The 18,928-nt window shown below is 35.8% G+C and carries 22 protein-coding genes and 1 tRNA gene; 11 read left to right on the plus strand and 12 right to left on the minus strand.

Annotation, left to right across the window (positions count from 1 at the left end):
* Positions 1–14: 14 nt before the first annotated feature.
* The 3 genes from E7Z81_RS01030 to E7Z81_RS01040 form a co-directional block, all read right to left on the minus strand.
* A complete protein-coding gene (locus E7Z81_RS01030; RefSeq protein WP_292743037.1) occupies positions 15–839 on the minus strand; it encodes a BRO family protein in 825 nt (274 codons plus the stop codon).
* A 151-nt stretch (positions 840–990) separates the two neighbouring features.
* Entirely contained in the window at positions 991–1,866 is an 876-nt protein-coding gene (locus tag E7Z81_RS01035; RefSeq protein WP_292743039.1) for an alpha/beta hydrolase, read from the minus strand.
* A gap of 30 nt (positions 1,867–1,896) precedes the next feature.
* Positions 1,897–2,607: a tRNA threonylcarbamoyladenosine dehydratase gene (locus tag E7Z81_RS01040; RefSeq protein WP_292743041.1), complete on the minus strand. Its 711-nt coding sequence runs from the start codon at positions 2,605–2,607 to the stop codon at positions 1,897–1,899.
* A gap of 97 nt (positions 2,608–2,704) precedes the next feature.
* Between E7Z81_RS01040 and E7Z81_RS01045 the strand changes: the two genes are divergently transcribed.
* Both E7Z81_RS01045 and E7Z81_RS01050 read left to right on the plus strand, forming a co-directional pair.
* Positions 2,705–3,460, plus strand: coding sequence for a TatD family hydrolase (locus E7Z81_RS01045; RefSeq protein ID WP_292743043.1), 756 nt, complete (start codon positions 2,705–2,707; stop codon positions 3,458–3,460).
* A gap of 225 nt (positions 3,461–3,685) precedes the next feature.
* On the plus strand, positions 3,686–4,456 hold the full coding sequence (locus tag E7Z81_RS01050) for a V4R domain-containing protein (RefSeq protein WP_292743045.1): 771 nt from the start codon (positions 3,686–3,688) through the stop codon (positions 4,454–4,456).
* On the opposite strand, the gene cobI is transcribed toward E7Z81_RS01050, so the two are convergent.
* Positions 4,453–5,157, minus strand: a complete 705-nt coding sequence (gene cobI / locus E7Z81_RS01055; protein WP_292743047.1) for a precorrin-2 C(20)-methyltransferase — start codon at positions 5,155–5,157, stop codon at positions 4,453–4,455. The two genes, E7Z81_RS01050 and cobI, sit on opposite strands and share 4 nt — an antisense overlap.
* Before the next feature lie 95 nt (positions 5,158–5,252).
* On the opposite strand from cobI, the gene E7Z81_RS01060 reads away from it, so the two are divergent.
* Positions 5,253–7,082, plus strand: a complete 1,830-nt coding sequence (locus E7Z81_RS01060) for an ATP-dependent DNA helicase (protein WP_292743049.1) — start codon at positions 5,253–5,255, stop codon at positions 7,080–7,082.
* Here the strand turns inward: E7Z81_RS01060 and E7Z81_RS01065 are convergent.
* From E7Z81_RS01065 to E7Z81_RS01090, 6 genes are all read right to left on the minus strand, one after another.
* A tRNA-Arg gene (locus tag E7Z81_RS01065) sits at positions 7,083–7,156 on the minus strand.
* A gap of 17 nt (positions 7,157–7,173) precedes the next feature.
* On the minus strand, positions 7,174–8,142 hold the full coding sequence (locus E7Z81_RS01070; protein ID WP_292743051.1) for a topoisomerase IV: 969 nt from the start codon (positions 8,140–8,142) through the stop codon (positions 7,174–7,176).
* Between the two features lie 12 nt (positions 8,143–8,154).
* Entirely contained in the window at positions 8,155–8,475 is a 321-nt protein-coding gene (locus E7Z81_RS01075; protein WP_292743053.1) for a transcription factor S, read from the minus strand.
* A 70-nt stretch (positions 8,476–8,545) separates the two neighbouring features.
* Positions 8,546–8,968 (minus strand): NUDIX hydrolase, encoded by a 423-nt coding sequence (locus E7Z81_RS01080; protein ID WP_292743055.1) that lies wholly within the window; start codon positions 8,966–8,968, stop codon positions 8,546–8,548.
* 27 nt (positions 8,969–8,995) lie between these two features.
* Complete coding sequence (locus E7Z81_RS01085; RefSeq protein WP_292743057.1) at positions 8,996–9,274, minus strand: DNA-directed RNA polymerase subunit L; 279 nt, start codon at positions 9,272–9,274, stop codon at positions 8,996–8,998.
* A 14-nt stretch (positions 9,275–9,288) separates the two neighbouring features.
* Complete coding sequence (locus tag E7Z81_RS01090; protein ID WP_292743059.1) at positions 9,289–9,858, minus strand: exosome complex RNA-binding protein Csl4; 570 nt, start codon at positions 9,856–9,858, stop codon at positions 9,289–9,291.
* A gap of 285 nt (positions 9,859–10,143) precedes the next feature.
* On the opposite strand from E7Z81_RS01090, the gene E7Z81_RS01095 reads away from it, so the two are divergent.
* On the plus strand, positions 10,144–10,452 hold the full coding sequence (locus E7Z81_RS01095; protein ID WP_292743061.1) for a hypothetical protein: 309 nt from the start codon (positions 10,144–10,146) through the stop codon (positions 10,450–10,452).
* On the opposite strand, the gene dph2 is transcribed toward E7Z81_RS01095, so the two are convergent.
* Positions 10,449–11,453 (minus strand): diphthamide biosynthesis enzyme Dph2, encoded by a 1,005-nt coding sequence (gene dph2, locus E7Z81_RS01100; protein ID WP_292743063.1) that lies wholly within the window; start codon positions 11,451–11,453, stop codon positions 10,449–10,451. The genes E7Z81_RS01095 and dph2 overlap by 4 nt on opposite strands.
* Position 11,454: 1 nt before the next feature.
* Positions 11,455–12,024: a hypoxanthine/guanine phosphoribosyltransferase gene (gene hpt / locus E7Z81_RS01105; protein ID WP_292743065.1), complete on the minus strand. Its 570-nt coding sequence runs from the start codon at positions 12,022–12,024 to the stop codon at positions 11,455–11,457.
* Positions 12,025–12,102: 78 nt separating this feature from the next.
* Between hpt and E7Z81_RS01110 the strand changes: the two genes are divergently transcribed.
* The 7 genes from E7Z81_RS01110 (at position 12,103) to E7Z81_RS01140 (ending at position 18,790) form a co-directional block, all read left to right on the plus strand.
* Positions 12,103–13,452 carry a signal recognition particle protein Srp54 gene (locus tag E7Z81_RS01110; RefSeq protein WP_292743279.1) on the plus strand — a complete coding sequence of 450 codons (1,350 nt, stop codon included), beginning with the start codon at positions 12,103–12,105 and terminating at the stop codon, positions 13,450–13,452.
* Positions 13,445–14,662, plus strand: a complete 1,218-nt coding sequence (locus tag E7Z81_RS01115) for a tRNA pseudouridine(54/55) synthase Pus10 (protein ID WP_292743281.1) — start codon at positions 13,445–13,447, stop codon at positions 14,660–14,662. The genes E7Z81_RS01110 and E7Z81_RS01115 overlap by 8 nt, the downstream gene beginning before the upstream one ends.
* Positions 14,663–14,666: 4 nt before the next feature.
* Positions 14,667–15,134 (plus strand): cyclic pyranopterin monophosphate synthase MoaC, encoded by a 468-nt coding sequence (gene moaC, locus E7Z81_RS01120; protein WP_292743067.1) that lies wholly within the window; start codon positions 14,667–14,669, stop codon positions 15,132–15,134.
* A 69-nt stretch (positions 15,135–15,203) separates the two neighbouring features.
* Positions 15,204–15,365 carry a preprotein translocase subunit Sec61beta gene (locus E7Z81_RS01125; protein ID WP_292743069.1) on the plus strand — a complete coding sequence of 54 codons (162 nt, stop codon included), beginning with the start codon at positions 15,204–15,206 and terminating at the stop codon, positions 15,363–15,365.
* A gap of 48 nt (positions 15,366–15,413) precedes the next feature.
* Complete coding sequence (gene hisF, locus E7Z81_RS01130) at positions 15,414–16,238, plus strand: imidazole glycerol phosphate synthase subunit HisF (protein ID WP_292743071.1); 825 nt, start codon at positions 15,414–15,416, stop codon at positions 16,236–16,238.
* Positions 16,235–17,149, plus strand: a complete 915-nt coding sequence (locus E7Z81_RS01135) for a DNA glycosylase (protein ID WP_292743073.1) — start codon at positions 16,235–16,237, stop codon at positions 17,147–17,149. The genes hisF and E7Z81_RS01135 overlap by 4 nt, the downstream gene beginning before the upstream one ends.
* A 276-nt stretch (positions 17,150–17,425) precedes the next feature.
* Positions 17,426–18,790: an MFS transporter gene (locus E7Z81_RS01140; protein ID WP_292743075.1), complete on the plus strand. Its 1,365-nt coding sequence runs from the start codon at positions 17,426–17,428 to the stop codon at positions 18,788–18,790.
* Positions 18,791–18,928 lie beyond the last annotated feature (138 nt).

The raw sequence follows: 18,928 nt of genomic DNA on the forward strand, positions 1-18,928 counted from the left end.
GAGCTATGCTTTAGTTATTCATCCAACAATTCGGGATTTTTGGAATTCTTTTTGCTAATAACGGATTTTCCAGTCACTGATTCAAGTTCTTTTCTTGCATTTCCTGCAATGTTTCCCCCACGTTTTGCAACATCACGGCTTTCTTCAAAGCCGTCTGGATTTTCAACTTTGCTTATTTCGGTTGTTGAAGCTTCAGCGAGCATGTTTAGGATTAGTTCCATATTTGTCATATTGTCTCTTAGACCTTCTTTTTTAAGTCCCTTGTATTGTTTGTACTCTTTTGTAGACATTCCTGACCATGCTTTTGAAATATCATCAGTCAATATTGCATATTCGATTCCTTCGTTAACTCCGACCCTGTTCCATTCTGCTGTCAGTTCTTTTCTGGTTTCGATAGTTCTCATTCTCTGAGTAATCCAATCTTCGGAGTAACCTTTTTGGCGGTAAGTGTCGATTGCTCTTTGCATGGCGATTTCGGGGTCTGCTATCTCTTCAAGTCTTTCTTTACCCATTTGAGCTAACCATTGTTTGAACGGTTCTGCTTTTGGTGAAGGGACTGACTGGATGAGACGTAATAATTGTTTAGTTGTTGCAACATCTGTTAAACGCATTTTGCCATCTTTGGCAGGCATTTTCAAACGGTTACAATTTGTAACCAGTTCACTACCTTCGTCTTTCATCCTTTTTTTCAATACTTTCCAATAGTTTCTTGGATTTTTGCTCTCGGTAAGAACTGCAATAACATCTATTATGGAATAGTACCAATCTTCGATTTCAGAATCCCATTTGGTTCTTATTTTGTATTCTTCGAATAATTTAATTGCATATTTTTCTTCCATAATTTTTCCTCCTTCAATTAATTAAGTTAAATTACTTATTATTATATTAAAATAAGGGATAAATATAGTTTTTGTTTGAAATGAAAGCAATTATATGAAGTTAGAACAATTTTATGAAGTTAAAGCAATAGTATCATATAATATTTCAATTCTAAAAATCAAGTATTATTTCAACGATTTTTTTGAAGGCCTCTTTTGACTCGGGAACTAAAGGGTAAACAGGATATACGTGGGTCATTTCATATCCAACAATCAGTTCGGCTTCAACACAATTATCCTTTAATTTGTCATGGAATTTAACAACATCAGGATAGAATATTTCATGAGTTCCCACAAACAACGTTGTTTTTGGAAGTTTGCTCACTTCCCCGAATAATGGGCTTACCTTATAGTCTTTAGGGTCCAAATCTCCTGCCCAGGTTTCACCCATTTTGCGCAGGCCGTCCACTCCAAGCATGGGGTCAAATTCCACATCATAATCTCCAGACATTGATACATCAACCCATGGGGATATTAGAATCAGGTTTTCCGGCTGAGGCTTATTTTTAACCGCCAGATGTTCGCTGAATGCAGCGGATAATCCCCCTCCGGCTGAGTCACCCATGATAATAACAGGTTTTTTCAGTGTCAGGAAATAGTCATAGAGCTTTTCAACAATTTCATAGGTTTCTTCATAGCTATGATTTGGAGCAAGCGGATAAATTGGAGCAAATACGCAGGCATTAACTTTTTTTGCAAGTTTGTCGCAAAAGATTATGTGGGGAAGTCTGATTTCGTTAACATATATCCCTCCATGAAGATATATTATTAAACGTTCCGCATCGTCCATATCATTAAATGTTAGCATCTGGCATCCAAACATGTCTTTGCTTTCAACTTTTGAGCGGTATATTATTGGTATTTTGTAATATTCATCTTCTTCTAAAGAGCGTTCCTGCATATGTTCGGCCGCTTTACCTGCATCGTCCACATATTCGCGGTGTCTTTTCTTTAGGACTGTTGCCACTATTTTTGACAGTTTTGACATTTTGTCGCCTGTTAATTTAATTACATGCTTTCAGTCTTTTACGATATCCTTAATCACTTCTCCGGCGATAATAAGTCCCGCAACTGACGGAACAAAAGAAACGCTTCCTTTTACTTTAAATTTCCTGTCCTTATTTATTTCATGGTCGTTGGTGTTTATAGGGTGTTCCTGTGAATAGACTACTTTTAATTTTTCTATATTTCTCTTTCTAAGGTCTTTTTTCATTATTCTGGCAAGTGGGCACACGGTTGTCTCAAAGATGTCTGCAACTTCAAACATGGTGGGATCCAGTTTGTTTCCGGTTCCCATTGATGAGATGACCGGAACGTCAAGTTCATCGCATTTGCATATGATTGCAATCTTTGCCATTATGGTGTCAACGCAGTCAACGGCATATGATAAATCCTCTGTAAGGATGTCTATTTCACAATCATCCATGTAGAATTCCTTATATGTTTCCACATTGGCATTCGGATTAATCTTAAGAATTCTTTCGGCCATCAAATCAACCTTATACTTGCCGATTGTATCAACAGTTGCAATCAGCTGTCTGTTGATGTTGCTTTCATCTATCTTGTCAAAGTCAACCAAAACAAAATTTCCTATTCCGCTTCTTGCAAGTCCTTCGCATACAAAAGATCCTACGCCGCCAAGTCCGAAAACGGCAACCTTTGCATCGCTCAATTTTTCCATTCCGTCATTTCCAATTAACATTTCTGTTCTTGAAAACTTCTCATCCATCTCGCTTCACCAAAAAATATAATTTAATTAATCATATAATTATTGATTAGATAAGAATAAAAAGTTAATGCAAATAATCTTTATTGCAGGGATTTTCATGATAATAGATACTCATTGCCACATTTATGCAAGTGAAATGGAAAATGCGGAAGAAATTATAAATGAAGCCGCAAAAAAGGACATCCATATGATATTGAACGGCACGGACCCATTAAGCAACCTTGAAGTATTGGGGCTGGCAGAAAAATACGAAAATGTCCATGCCGCTTTGGGATATCTGTATACCTTTGCAGATGATGTAACTGATGATGATATCTCCTTATTGGATGAGCAGCTTGAAAATGAAAATGTTATTGCAGTGGGAGAGATTGGCCTTGACTATTACCATACAAAGGACAACAGGGACAGGCAAATTAAATTGTTTGAAAAGATGCTATGCCTTGCAGAAAAACACGGCCTGCCTGTGATAGTCCATTCAAGAAAGTCAATGCAGGATACTTATGACATATTGAAAATGCATAATGTGAGGGGTTCCATGCACTGCTATCTGGGTTCTGCAGAAATGGCACAGCAATTCATCAAATTAGGTTTTTGCATTGGAATTGCAGGGCCGATTACTCACACCAACAACAAGAAAACAAAGAAAATGGCGAAAAATATTGACATTAGCCATATTCTTGTGGAAACCGACTCTCCCTATCTGACTCCAGAAGAGATGAGGGGTGAGAAAAATACGCCTCTGAACTTGAAGTTTATCATAGAAAAACTGGCTGAAGAACTGGCCATGACAGAAGATGAGGTCATTGAAATAACTACAGAAAATGCAAAAGGATTATTTAATCTATTCAAATAAATTGTAAATTTCAGCAGAATTTTTCGGGGTTTTAGTTTGTTAAGAACTTAACTATACTAACTAGTTTATATGTTATAAAACGAACAGTTCGTATCTATTTTATTCTTTAATTTTATCATTGTTCATATTTTTTTATTATTTCTATACAATTATCGTTTTTTGATTTATACAAATATTTATTAACCTAAAAATATTAAATAAGATTATATATTGGGGGATATTAATATGAGCGAACAAAAACCAATCCAGATTTTCTCAAATTCCAACGACAATATTGGTGTTAATGTTGTAAAAAGTCCAGTAAAACTTACAATTCTTGAAATGTTAAGGGACCGTGATATGGAATTTGATGAAATCGTAAGCAATACAGGAAAATCAAAATCTACAGTATCAGTTCATCTCAAAAGTTTAAGGGAAAAAGGTATAATTTCATATAAGGTTCATCCTGTAGACAACAGGAAAAAAATATTCTTTTTAAACTCCAAATACATAGGTTCTGTCGACATGAGGGAACCAAAAGAGATAGAACAAACCCAATCCGATTACCTAATCAAAAATCTAGTTGAAGAGGATGAGGAATTTTCAACATTGCTGTTCCACACATTAAAATCAATGCTTATTCAGGAAGGAATAAATATAGATCCGATTCTTCAGTCAACAGGAAACAGCATAGGCAAATCAATTTTTGAAAAATTGTATGATGATGATTTGGATGTATTCATGGATAATCTTGCCGAATTCTGGCAAAGAAAAGGTTTAGGAAGATTAACATTTAAAATAGGTCAGATAATAAAAATTACAACCTATGACTGTTTTGAATGCAAATTCCTCCCAAAAACAGGAAAACCAGCATGTTTTTTGGATACTGGAATATTTGAAGGTTTATTCACTGAATTTTTCAATCTCCCTGTCAGCGTTATTGAAACTCAATGTTATACTATGGGAGATGAAAAATGTGTATTTGAAATTGAGCCTTTAAGCATCAAATCAAATTAATCGTCTTCAAATTTTATTATTGTTGTTGTAAGGTAAGGTTTTTCATTAGAAAATCCTTCAATAATTTTTTCGCTTTCGCGTGTGCAGTTCTGCACTGAATAAATTTCTTTAGGTCTTTCTTTTTCTTCTATTGTTTTTTCCAGTTCAGAAGTATTTCTTGACGCTTTCATTAACACGACTGAATCGCTGTACTCTAAAACCTGCTCTAATCTGTCGTCAATTTTAGGAACAATAGTTAAAATCTGGTTCTGTTCGACTAAAGCCTTATTCCTGGCTGCAGCACATGCAGTAAATGATGTAATTCCAGGAACTGTTTCTATTTCATATCTTCCAGCTAATTTCTTTTGGACATATGAGTAAGTGCTGAATACGGAGCTGTCTCCGAGGGTAATGAATGCAACGTCCCTTCCGCTGTCAAGATATTGAGCTATCATTTCAGATGCGCTGGTCCAAACTTTTTCAAGTTCCTCTTTATCTTCAATCATTGGAAATATAGGTTCAACAAGCATTAATCTTTTATAATCTTTTCTTTCTTTAAGTATTGGTCTAACAATTGATAATGCAATACTTTCTTTTTCTTTAGCGGATTTTGGTGAGAAAACAACAGGGACTGTTTTTAAAATTCTAGCAGCTTTTAATGTAAGTAATTCTGTATCTCCCGGTCCGACACCAATTCCAATCAATTTTCCTTTTTTAGCCATATAATCACTTTTTAGTATAAAATTTTAATTTGAATATTATTTATCAAATGCTCTTCCTATAATTTATTTATATTATACTAACTAATATATCTTTAATGTCAAATTCGATTTTTTGCCCAAATTGTGGAATGTTAAAAAGTAATTGTACTTGTGGAAATTCAAGTAATAAGAAATCAAGCGGTCCGACTAATTTATTTAGTTTTCAAAAGCCTAGGACATCCTCCATACTGGATGATGAAATTCCTGAGGTATATTCGGTTGAAAACCATAAACTGGATGAGGGAACTGCGGCATATATAAAGGAGTTATATCCTCACATTGACGACGAGATAATTGAAAATTTCCCTTTCAATGAACCCCGTTCCGGCCAGCTGGAAATTATTCAGGACATTAACGATGCAATCAAGCAGGGTTACAAGTATATAATTTTGGAAGCCGGTACAGGTACCGGAAAATCAGCAATTGCAACCACTCTTGCAAAAATGTATGAATCCGCTTATATCTTAACAATGACCAAGCAGCTGCAGTCACAATATTCAAACGAGTTCAGTTTCCCTCTAGTAAAGGGAAGGGGAAATTTTGCATGTTTGAATTCTAATTTGGATGCCACTTGTGATATGGGTACATGTAAGACAACTCCTACTTCAAGCAACTTTTTCTGTCCGTTTGGTATTGCAAAAAATCCTACATTGGATGCTGAGCTGGCTTTTGAGGATTCATTTGGAGGAACAATATTTTACCAGTCAGCAAATCACTGTCATTACTGGAATCAGAAGGCCAATGCAATAAATTCCCCGATAACTCTTATGAATTATGATTATGCTATTGTGGAGTTAAATTATGTAAAGCATTTCGGCCCACGTTCTCTGTTGATTCTTGACGAAGCTCACAACATCGAAAATAAGCTGATGACTACAATGGAGGTTACATTATATAACAGAACCCTTGAAAAGGATATCAGCAAGCACATTTCAGAAGAAACATTAAAAGATGGCGAGCTTCAGGACTGGAAAATGGAAATTGATGCCATCAGGGAAAGCTATGAAGAAATAGATTTGAAGGAAGTTACCAAAAGCAAAGCTGATAGGATCAGGTCAACTATAGGAAGGCTGAAAAGCCTCAGCAACAATCTTGAAAAGGAACCTAAAAACTGGGTTATCGATGCTGAAGAGTCAGGAGTAACATTCAAGCCGCTGAGAGTGCATCATTACGCTAAAAATAATCTCCTAAAATACGGGGATGTTGTAATTTTCATGAGTGCGACAATCCTGTCTCATAAGATGTTTTCCAAATGGCTGGGGTTAAATCCGAATGAGGTCTACCACATTAAGGTTGACAGTCCGTTCACCAAGGAAAAAAGGCCAATCATTCTTAATCTGGCAGGTAAGATGTCTGCAAACAGGATTAAAAATACAGCTCCAAAAACAATTCCAATCCTTCAGGAAATCCTTAAAAAGCATGAAGGGGATAAGGGTTTAATCCACACACACAGTTACAAGTGTCAGCAGTATATTCTAAACAACCTGTATAATTCAAGGCTAGTTTCCCATACCTCAAAAAACAGGGAACAGATATTGAATTTCTTTGAAAAAGATGAAAACCCGCTGGTTCTTGTTTCACCGTCCATGAGTGAGGGTGTTGATTTGCCTTATGATAAGTGCAGATTCCAGGTTATCTATAAGATGCCGTTCCCATATCTTGGTGATAAGCAGGTGAATATGAGAATGAAAAGGGATAAGAAATGGTATGCTTATAAGACTGTAATGACTCTCATGCAGGCGTATGGCCGTGGAATGAGAGCTGAAGATGATTCCTGTTACACTTACATCATTGACAGTGACATTAACATGCTGTTTAAAAGTCCTATGTACAGATCTTTAATTCCTGACTTTTTCAAGGAAGCTGTTGTAAGAATAAAAAATTAGCGGACCTGGAGGGATTTGAACCCCCGATCTCAGGATCCGAAGTCCTGCGTCATTCCAGACTAGACCACAGGCCCTAATTAATAAATAAAATTTATTTTTTTTCGCTATCTCTAGAAATAGGGATATTATCAATATCTTCAACTTCTGCAAAGATATCATCAATAGATTGGCTTTCACGAACTACTTGCTCGTATTCAATTTCTTCGATTTCTTCAGAAGTTAAACCTTTTTTCTCTTTAGGTTTTTCTCGAGCAGGTGGTATTTTATCCAATTCCTCTTGGGTTGGTGGCGCTGGTTTTTTAGGTTGGGACGGTTTTTTGAGTTTACTTTTTATATCCCTAAAGTTGAATTCTCCTATTTTGTAAGACTCTTTATCTAATGGAATGTTACTTTTAGGGATGACTTTTTCAACGGGCTCTTCTTCTTTTTTAGAAGGAGCAGGTTTATTCTCTTCAATAGAATTTATTCTATTTGACATCCCTTCCAATGGGTTTTTAAAACCAATTACTCGGTACAATCCATAGATTAGCAGTAATAAACCAAATATTAAAAATATAATGAAATAAAAGTTGGTTTCACCGGAGACTACATTATCAATGACTCTTTCACTGCGTGATGAGAAAATAAATCCTGAAATGGCTATGAGTATTAATCCCAAAATTGCGCTGATTACACCAATGATTGGTGTTCTTCCAACTTTGGCATTAATTAGATTGTCAAAGCCTTCGCTGACATCACCTGAAAAGTCATCGAAAAATTCGTCACCTTCAGTCGGATTACTTGCTTCTGATTCTTTTTCTTTGGGAGTATTTATTATATAATCTTCATTAATAGGATTATCTTCTAAATTAATAGCTTGTCCTTCATCTTCACCAGGGTGATAGATGAATTCGTCGTCGATTTCATAATCTCCAGCTGACGGATCTTCATTAAGATAGTTGATTAACTCCATGTCCTCTTCGATTTCTTCAGGAGCGACAGTGCGGTCCTTTTCTGTGACATTGTCAATCATGTCCTTGAGATTTGAAATCCTAAGCTCTTTTTCTTTAGAATCTTTCATGATAAATCCTCTTTAATCGTATGCTCTCCAAGTATGTTTACATTTTGAACATTTAAAAATTCTAGTTGGTGCTTCATCAGCACTACGGGTTTGAATTAATTTATAAGTTGCTTTATCATGTCCGCATTCAGGACAGGTTTCGTTTACGGTTGGACCTACTTCAACGTCTTCTCCAAGCATTTTAACAGTTTCATCGCTAGATTTTTCTAATTGTTCTTTTCTTGAAACTTCATACTCGTTGCCGCTTGATAAATCTTTTTTATATCCACAGCCACATTCCAGTTTTCCATTTTTTGGAAGTAGCATGGCACCACAATCAGGACAAAATTCCATTTAACTCTCCTCTATTAATATATTTTATATATTCAATAAATCTTTTTTTTAACTTATTTAAATATACTCATTAAAAGTTCTTTTTTGCTGTTTTTAAGCAGTCTTTAATTATTTCCTTATGGTCGAATGCAATATCGATTTCATCTAATTTTTTTTCATCAAAAATTGAAATGTCGATTGCATCGCTGTCGGCTTTTTTGTCGGCAAAATTTCCTTTTGCTGTGTATGCTACTGTTATTGTGTGTCCCCTTGGATCCCTGTCAGGTTTTGAATAAACATTTACCAGGTCCATGAGTTCAACGTCAATGCTGGTTTCTTCCTTTGCTTCGCGTATTGCTGCGTTTTCTACAGTTTCACCGTATTCAACAAATCCTCCCGGAATAGCCCAACAATCTTTATATGGTTCATTTTTCCTTTTAATTAAAATAAAGTTCAAATCATCATCAAAAATAAAGATATCGGTAGTTATAGAAGGAATTTTGTAATTTGTCATTAAATCACATAAAAAAATAATTTGAAGCTATAAAGCTTCATCAATAAGTTTTTTAAAATCAGCACTCTCTTTTTGGAGTTCTTCTGCTGCTTTTTTTAATGCAACTCTAGGTCTTTTTCCTCTTTTTGTTTTTATTGTCATTTCTGGTTTTCCAGTAAGAGGGTGGTCGATGTTGTAAACAGCATATTCAACATCTTCATCTTGCATTAAAAGGTGTCTTAAAGCATTGCAAACTCCGTGACTTTCATCATTTATGCGAAATGTCAATTCTAAAGTTTTATCTTCAATAATTTCAATATTTTCCATATTATCAACCTTAATTAACCATTAATATAGTTTTTAGAGACTTTACGTTTCTCTTTTTTGTTGCAAGTATTGCACTGAAGTTCATTTTGTTTTTTGGTGGTATGCATATAGTCTCTGCAGCGAGTGCACATTGCCTTTAGAACTCCACATTCATCATCTACTGTACCTAAATCAATATTATCTCCAGTAACTTTAACTACTTTTGCTTGTATGATGTCTCCTATTCTGAAAGCATCGGATAATTTTTCGAGATAATCTTTTTTTGCTTGAGATATGTGGATAGCTCCCATATACGGTAATGCTAACGGTCTAGCATTATCTTTTATGCATTCAATATTCACATTTGCTCTTTGTGGTTTGATATCAGTTATTTGTCCATATACAATGTCGCCGACTTTTAATAAAGCCGGTTTAGTGTCACCTTCAACAGAAATAACCTTCATTTTTTGATTAATTTTAACATTTCCCAGTACAGATGCTTTTATGTCTCCATTATCGTCATATGTACCTTCTCCTGGGAGATATTGTTCAATTATTCCTAATTTATCTCCAGGCATTACTATTTGTTCCTCTTTATTGCTCATATTAAAATCACCAAAATTAAAGATTTTATAAAATTTTCTTTAATATACTAATTTTATTTTAATTAATATTTAAAGCTATTTAATATATTTTGCCTCATTGTTTGAAATATTTTAATCACTAAATATTATATTCATTAATGAATATTTATTTGACCTTATTTTATTGTTTAATCTTCTGAAATTGTTTTATTTTAGATTAACTAAATTTAAATACTTTAAAATTTAAAATAAAGAGCATTAAATAACTTTATAACTAATATATTTTTATTAGGATGTGGGGTTAAAATGAGTAAAAACACGGACATCTTTGCCAAACAGAAAATAGGGCACAGCAAATACGGAATACTTAATGTTGGAAAGAATACCAATAAGGCGGTAATCACGGGTTTTGTGTGGTCATACAGGTATTTTGATGGTGAAAAATTGAGAGTAATCACTTCATATGACCTGGTGAAGCTGAGAAAAAAAGTTGAAAGCATAGGTGAGGAATGGGTCATTGTTGATTTGGAAAAGGCCAGAAAGGCATACGAGCTCAATCGTAAGGCAATGAAAATCCATGAAGAATACATTAAAAACAAAAAAACTAAGTCTTAATGATATCTTTCATGGAATAAGATTTCATCCAGCTGATAATTTTCCCATTCCCTTTTATCTAAAACTATTTCCAACTCCTGCGGAGTCAATAACGGTTTTTTATACATTTGCGAATCGTCAATAGCAATTCTTGGACATGCACTGACGACAAATGCCTCCAATTCAAGATAAGGCAGCAAAATGTCCGGATTGATGTTGTCTGCTAAAATGATGTATGCTTCCATATCCCTGTCTTCTAAAGTTTTCTTAAGTTCCTTTGCAAGAGCCATTCTGTATTGTCCTTCTTTTGAAGAGACGATTATTCCCCATTTTTTTGCACTTCGGGCTTTGGTGATTCTTGCAAATCTTATTCTTAGGATTCTATCTGCATATTCATCCATCTTTCTAATTTCATTGTTGTACGGATCAATAGCGATAACCGGGGTGTTTGAAAATAATTTTATGCCTAACGGGTGGAAATTTCCGCTTCCGACAAACAGAATCACCTCAGCATCCAAATCCTTTATTGATGAAAAGTTGCATCCGAGAACCTGCCCTTTCCTGGTGGATTTTGATGAGCCAAGAATGACTTCCTTTCCGTTGTCTTCAAGAAAATCCCTGATTTCATTTAAAAGATGAAGGTGCTGTGTTGTGGTGACCAGTCCGACTCTGGAATATCCTTTAAGCTCTTCCAAACATTTTTTAAGGTCTTTTTTAACGTCAATTTTTGAATAAGCTTCAATGAACAGTGTCGGAACTTCATATTTAAGTGGAAGTGGAGTATGTCCGTAATGGACTATCAAATCCACAGAGCCTTTCATCTTCCAGTCACTAACGTCACATGCTCCAAAACATGGGTCTCCTGAAATGATGACTGTTGCTTCAGTTTCCTCCTCAATAGCTCTGGCTATTTTAATGGCCTGCATTTTCAAGCCTTCTGGAAACTGAAGGCCAACGGTTCTGGCATCTTTAGAATTGATTTTACGGATTACTTTATCCAAATCCATATCATACATTGACATTTTAATCTTCGATTGTTTTTTCGATAACTACTTTGCCGTCAATAACATCCAGCTTGACGATGGATAATACGTCAACGCCGGTTTCCTTTTTGACGATTTCTTTTCCTTCACCCTTTTCAATAACTGCCACAATAGATTTGATGTCCAGGCCCAGATCTTCAAGGGTTCTGATTAAAGCAACAAGGGTTCCTCCGGTACTTACGACATCATCAATCAGCAATATTTTTTCGCCTGCATGCAAATCGTTGATGTAGAGATTTGATGAACCGTATCCGGTTTTCTGATATACTTCATGTTCTCCCTCAAGTCCGTACTGTCTTTTACGGATAACGACAAAGGGAATGTCGGTTGCAAGGGATAGTGCAGTAGCTAAATGGATTCCCATAGCTTCAACAGCCACAATTTTATCAACATCCAAATCTGCATGTTTATAAACTGCCAATGATATTTCACGTAACATTTTAGGATCCATTGCAGGAACGCCGTCACTGATTGGATTTACAAAGTAATTGTAGTCACCTTTCTTTACAATTGGTGATGCTTCTAAAGATCTTTTCACTTCTTCTAACATAGTATCACACAAAAATTTTAAAATATAGATAAATATAAATATATTTTAATATAATTAAATAATTTTTCTAATAAAGTGATTATTATGCTCGGAAATTTAGGAGAAAATCTTACTAATACTATGAAAAAATTAGTAGGAATGTCTGTAATTGATAAAAAAACAATTAAGGAAGTTGTAAAAGATATACAACGTGCATTAATTCAATCAGACGTTAATATTAAGTTAGTATTGGAATTATCAAAAACAATCGAATCAAGAGCTCTTGAAGAAAAACCTCCTAAAGGTATCACTCCAAGAGAACATGTAATAACTATTATCTATGAAGAAATGGTAAACCTGCTGGGAAGTGAAGCAGTAAGCCTCGACATTAACGACAGACCATACAAAATCCTCTTTTTAGGTCTTCAAGGTAGTGGTAAAACAACCACCATCGGTAAATTATGCAGATACCTGCAGAAAAAAGGTTTCAATCCTGCTGTTGTATGTACAGACACATGGAGGCCGGCCGCTTACGAGCAGTTAAGGCAGCTGACTGAAGAAATGGACATTCCTCTGTATGGGGATCCAGACAATAAGGACGCACTTGACCTGGCCCAAAAAGGTCTGCAGGAATTTAAAAACAGAAAAGTCATTATTTTCGATACAGCCGGTAGGCACAAACAGGAAGAGGACCTGATTGCTGAAATGGATGAACTGGACAACATAATCAATCCTAATGAAGCTATCCTGGTTATCGACGGTACAATCGGTCAGCAGGCAGGTGAACAGGCAAAGGCATTTTCACAGGCTACCGACATCGGTTCAATAATTATTACAAAATTGGACGGTTCCGCAAAAGGTGGGGGTGCAATGTCCGCAGTTGCAGAAACAGGCGCTCCAATCAAGTTCATCGGTACAGGTGAACGGGTAGATGATTTCGAACTCTTTGACCCTGAAAGATTTATTTCAAGACTGCTTGGAATGGGAGACATCAAGTCCCTTATAGAAAAGGCCGAAGAAAACATTGATGAGGATGTGGCTGAAAAAACCATGAACAACATGCTGACTGGTAAATTCACATTGATGGACATGAAAAACCAGTTTGAAATGATGAACAGCATGGGACCGATGCAGCAGGTCCTGAACATGATTCCGGGTATGGGAAACAAGATTACAAAAGAGGCATCCAAAATGACCGAGGATAAAATTGACTCATATAAGGTCATGATGTCTTCAATGACCGAAGAGGAAATGCTGAATCCTAAAATCATTAAACAGTCACGTATTCAAAGGATTGCAAGAGGGTCAGGTGTACAGGAAAGCGAAGTAAAAGAGCTTTTAAAATACTACAACAACACCAAAAAGACCATGAAAGGAATTGGAAAACGTGGTGGCCGTTTAGGCGGCGGTGCAATGAACCGTATGATGGGACAATTCATGAATAGATAATATGTTAGACTTAGCAAGTAAAATTTTGGAAGAAGCCGACTATAAAATCTGCAAGCACTGTCTTGGACGTAAACTATCCAAAACAGTCGAGGGGTCCAACAATATTGAACGGGCCGACAAGGTATGTCAGGAACTGGGCATTGATTTGGATGATGCAGAATGCGTGATTTGTGATAATTTATTTGATAAGCTTGATGATGATTTATACAAAAAGATTGATGATAAGATAAATCAGCTGGGCATTGAATTCGACACATTTCTTGTAGGATGTCAAATCGAAAAGGACATCAGGGACAGGGACGATGAATTCAGTGAAAAATTCGATTTGACTGTAGAAACCATAAAAAAGGAAGTCAACAGATTAATAGGACTTGGAATATGGGAAATCTACGGTAAGGAAGCGGAATTTGAAAGACAAGACATTGTTTTTAATGTGGATTTAAGAAAAGAGCCTAAAGTTAAAATCCAAATAAACCCGCTTTATATTGAAGGAAAATACAATAAGCTGAAAAGGGGAATTCCCCAAACCAAATGGCCGTGCACAAAATGTAAGGGAAGAGGCTGTGAAGAGTGCAATTTCACAGGAAAACAATACCCTGAATCCGTCGAGGAGTTAATATCCGAGCATGTATTAAAGTTAACCAAAGGACGGGAAGCCAAATTCCACGGTGCAGGCCGTGAAGACATTGACGTGCTGATGTTAGGTTCCGGAAGACAATTCGTTCTTGAAATCAAAGAACCTAGAATCAGAAAACTTGACTACAGGCAACTTGAAGATGACATTAACAGGATGAATGAAGGAAAAACCTCCTATCATAACCTGCATCCATGTGAAAGGCCAAGAAAAGCCGAAATAAAGCAGTCATCTCCTGATGCATATAAAGTTTATCATGCAATCGTAAAATGTGATGAGGCATTTGACGAAGCCAAACTCGAAGAACTTAAGAAATTAAATGAAATTAACCAGCAAACTCCTTTGAGGGTACTTAGAAGGCGTGCGGATATGGTAAGAGTAAAGCATGTTCTTGACTTGTCATATGAAATAATAGACGACAAGACATTCAGCATGCATATCAAAACCGAAGGAGGCCTTTACATTAAGGAACTGATTTCCGGAGATGAAGGAAGAAGCAAACCTAACGTATCCGAAATATTGGGAGTCAATGCAATTTGCGAACAATTGGACGTATTGGAAGTAAGTGAGAAATGATATTATGGCAGATGAATTTACACATTTAACTGACAGTGGAGTACACATGGTTGAAGTTGGGGCAAAACCCGATCAGAAAAGAAGAGCTATTGCCCAGGGAAGCATATTTCTGGATAAGCATACCATAGAGTTAATACAAAACGAGGAAATCAAAAAAGGTAATGTATTGACAACAGCTCAAATTGCAGGAATTCAGGCCGTAAAAAATACCTCTTCAATTATTCCTCTCTGCCATCCTTTAGCTTTAACAGGAATCGAACTTGATTTTGAAGTGAAAGCTGATGAAATCATAGCTACCTGTGCAGTAAATACATTGGGTAAAACAGGTGTTGAAATGGAAGCTATAACCGGTATCAGCGTAGCGCTTTTAACCGTATGGGATATGGTAAAGGCTGTTGAAAAGGATGAGAACGGACAGTATCCTGATACAAGAATTAGTGATATTAAAGTTATCAAAAAGGAAAAAATTTAAAGTTTATATATGATGAAGAAAATAATTATATTCAGTTATTTTTATAAATTAATTTAATGGGAGATTATTATGGCAAAAAAAGATAATAAGATTTCTATGCCTCAAACTGGTGCAGGTTTAGTAAGATACTTTGATGAAGAAAGTTTAGGTCCAAAACTTTCCCCTGAGCACGTACTTGTTGCTACTGTAATTTTAGCAATATTCTGTTTCGTTTTAAGATACTCAGCTTAATATTATTGTTTTTAAAAAACAATACTCTTTTTTTATTTATTTGATACTATGTTAACTAAAAGAATTATTCCTTGTCTAGATTGTGATTTACAGGTTCCGGAAGGCAGAGTAGTTAAAGGAGTTGAATTCAAGGAAATTAAATATGCAGGAAATCCTGTTGACCTTGCAACACGCTACTATGAGGAAGGGGCCGATGAAGTGGTTGTCCTCGACATAACCGCATCTCATGAAAGAAGAGCTACAATGGCGGACGTCATTGACAGGTTAACCGAAAACGTGTTCATGCCAATCTGCGTAGGCGGAGGAATAAGGAAAGTTGACGATTATATAAAAATGCTTAAGGCAGGGGCGGATAAATGCTCAACAAACACTGCCGCCATTAAAAATCCTGAGCTATTGACAGAAGCTTCAAAAGTTGTGGGATCTCAGGCTGTCGTTATCGGAATTGATGCTAAAAGAAGATATGTCGACCACCCGGATGACGCTCCGGATAAAACTGTCATTGAAACTGAAAAGGGTTACTGCTGGTTTGATACAAGTATTTACGGAGGACGTGAATTTACAGGCATTGATGCAATCCAATGGGCAGTGGAATGTCAGGAACGTGGAGCCGGTGAAATTCTCTTGACCAGTATGGACGGGGACGGAACCCAGAACGGATATGATATTGAATTGAATAAGACAATCAATGATGCGGTGGACATTCCTGTAATAGCCAGTGGCGGTGTCGGCGAGCCAAAACATATTCTTGAAGTTTTTGAAAAAACAGATGTTTCAGCGGCTCTTGCAGCAAGCATATTTCATTTTAACCAATATTCAATAGGCACTGTAAAGGAATATCTGAAAGAAAATAATGTGGCTGTCCGCTTATGATTATCAAAAAACCTATTGATTTGGAACTGACCCAATTGTCCGGCCAGACTTCTCAGCCTCCATGGGCTGAAATCAACGGTACTTTTTCTAATGTTGTTAATGTTAATGGAAATCAGGTTATTTTTAATGTAAAGCAATTCGGTGAATTTTTGGATTTTGATTTTGACGGGGATGTCTCTCAAAGCCAAGCCGTTTCAAAATTAAGCTACATCTTTGATTTGGATTTTGATTTGGATAGGTTTTATAAATATCTTGAAAATCATGCCGAGCTGGTGGAAATGTCAAAATTCTGCAATGGATTAAGACTGTTTTTGGCACCTGATCCTTTTGAATGCGTTATATCATCAATATGTTCTGCAAACAATTCCATAAAAAGATGGACAAAGTCAATATCCGACATTAAGCATAACTGGGGAAATCAATATGGTGACTACTATACTTTTCCTAAAAGCTGCGATTTATTAAACATCTACCTGGATGAGGAAGAGGAATTTGATTTGTCAGGCATTTCAGATATTGAAAGATGTACCAATAATCTTAAAAATTGCGGTGTCGGATATAGAGCACCATATATGAGAAAGGCAAGCGAGCTTTTTACAGATGAAATGGACCTTCAGGACATTTCAAAAATGTCTTATGAGGAAGCATTTGAAACTATTTTGAAGGTTCCGGGTGTAGGGCCAAAAGTGGCGGACTGCATTTTATTGTATGGATTTAACTTCAAAGAGGCCTTCCCAAGCGATGTATGGATTAAAAGAATAGTTTCATACCTTTACTTTGACGGAAAGGATATAAGCGTTTCAAAGGTAAGGGAATTTGGTATGGAAGAGTTTGGAGATTATGCAGGCTATGTTCAGCTCTATATGTTTCATTATGCCCGCAAATCCGGTTTGATGGCAAAATTGAAGTAGTTTCATTTATGCTTTTAAGATTATTTTTTCATCATTATCGAACCTGTGGAATACTTAAAGATAGGGTTAATATTTTCAATAGCCGTCCTTCTACAGTTATTTTAATTAATTGAATTTTACATTAACGGCCGGTTTTTTTTGAATTTGAATTTAATTTTCAGTAGGGATATATATGAAACTGTTTGAAAAAGCATATTTTAAGTAGCTAAATGCGGATGTTAATGTTAACAACTGCATATAAGAGTTTATATTCTATAATTACCATATATTTCCTTGATGGAGAGCAAAAATTTAATATTAATTATTTGTACAATATTGTCATTTTTTACGGTGTTTGCCGTTAATGCGGTTACAATTGTTATTCCGTCCATTGCAGCGGAATATGGAATGAGTAATATTATTCAAAACTGGGTTACTATTATCTTTTTGCTGGTTGTGGCTGTACTGTCCGTTCCTGCAGGTCAAATTTCAGGAAAATACGGCCTTAAAAAAGTTACAATTTTAAGTATAATCTTATTTATTATAATTTCAATTGTCAATGTTCTTGTCACATCACAGGAACAGTTCCTCGTATGCAGATTTGTTCTGGGAATTTCTCTGGCTTTTATTAACGTTACTTCAATGGCAATGATTGTTTCCGTATTTCCTCCTGAGGAACGTGGAAAAGCATTGGGGATAAACATTACAGGAGTTTATGTAGGCCTGTCACTGTCTCCCGTTCTTGGTGGAATTTTAGACTATAATCTGGGATGGAGATCAGTAGTGCTATTTGGCGTACCGTTCTTGTTTGCAATTCTGGCCCTGCTTTTAACAAAAATAGATGAAGAGTGGAGCTCATTTGAAAACATTCCTCTGGATATTAAAGGGTCACTCACATACGGTATTGGAATGGTACTTTTCATGTACGGCTTTACAATACTGAATACTGCAATGGGAATTGCATTGACTGTTTTGGGAATCATTATTTTAATCGGTTTTGCTTTAATAGAACTGAGAGAGAAAAATCCTGTATTTGACATAAAATTTTTCAAAAATCATAAATTCCTCTCAGCAAATTTTGCATCACTATGCGCATATCTGGCGACATATGCTGTTACAACAATTTTAAATTATCATCTGCAATACATTAAAGGCCTTGATTCACAGACTGCAGGAATGATATTGCTTGCAGCACCGTTGTGCCAGGTTGTTCTCGCTCCAATTGCAGGAAGACTTTCTGATAAGTTTGTTCCGCAAATTCTTGCAGCTATTGGAATGGCATTAGGTACAATTTCACTATTTTTATTCTCATCACTGAGCAGCACAACTTCAATGGAATTTCTCTTTGTTGCAATGATAATCTACGGTATTGGTTTTGGACTTTTCTCACCGCCGAATACAAATGTCATTATGGGTTCTGTTCCTCCTAAAGACACATCGGTGGCATCAGCGGCAGTTGCAACAATGCGTACTGTCGGTCAGGCAATGAGTATGGGAATATTGACACTGGTATTTGCATTTGTGATGGGCAATGTGCCTATGATTGAGCAATACTATCCTCTATTGATTACTAGCTGTCAAATAACCTGTCTGATTTGTGTGATATTATGTATAGCATCTGTATTTGCTTCATTTGTAGGTATTAAATCCAGTGAGGTTTAGTTAAATATAATCAAATTAATATATTTAAAATTAGCAGTTTAAATGGGAGCAATTACATGCCCGTACAATTTTTTCTATTTTCAGCACGTAATAAGTTTAAATTAATTTATTTAAAAAAAAGAAAAGTGAAAGATAAGA

Origin of the sequence: Methanobrevibacter sp. (assembly GCF_015062935.1) — an archaeon.
Classification (GTDB): Archaea; Methanobacteriota; Methanobacteria; order Methanobacteriales; family Methanobacteriaceae; genus Methanocatella.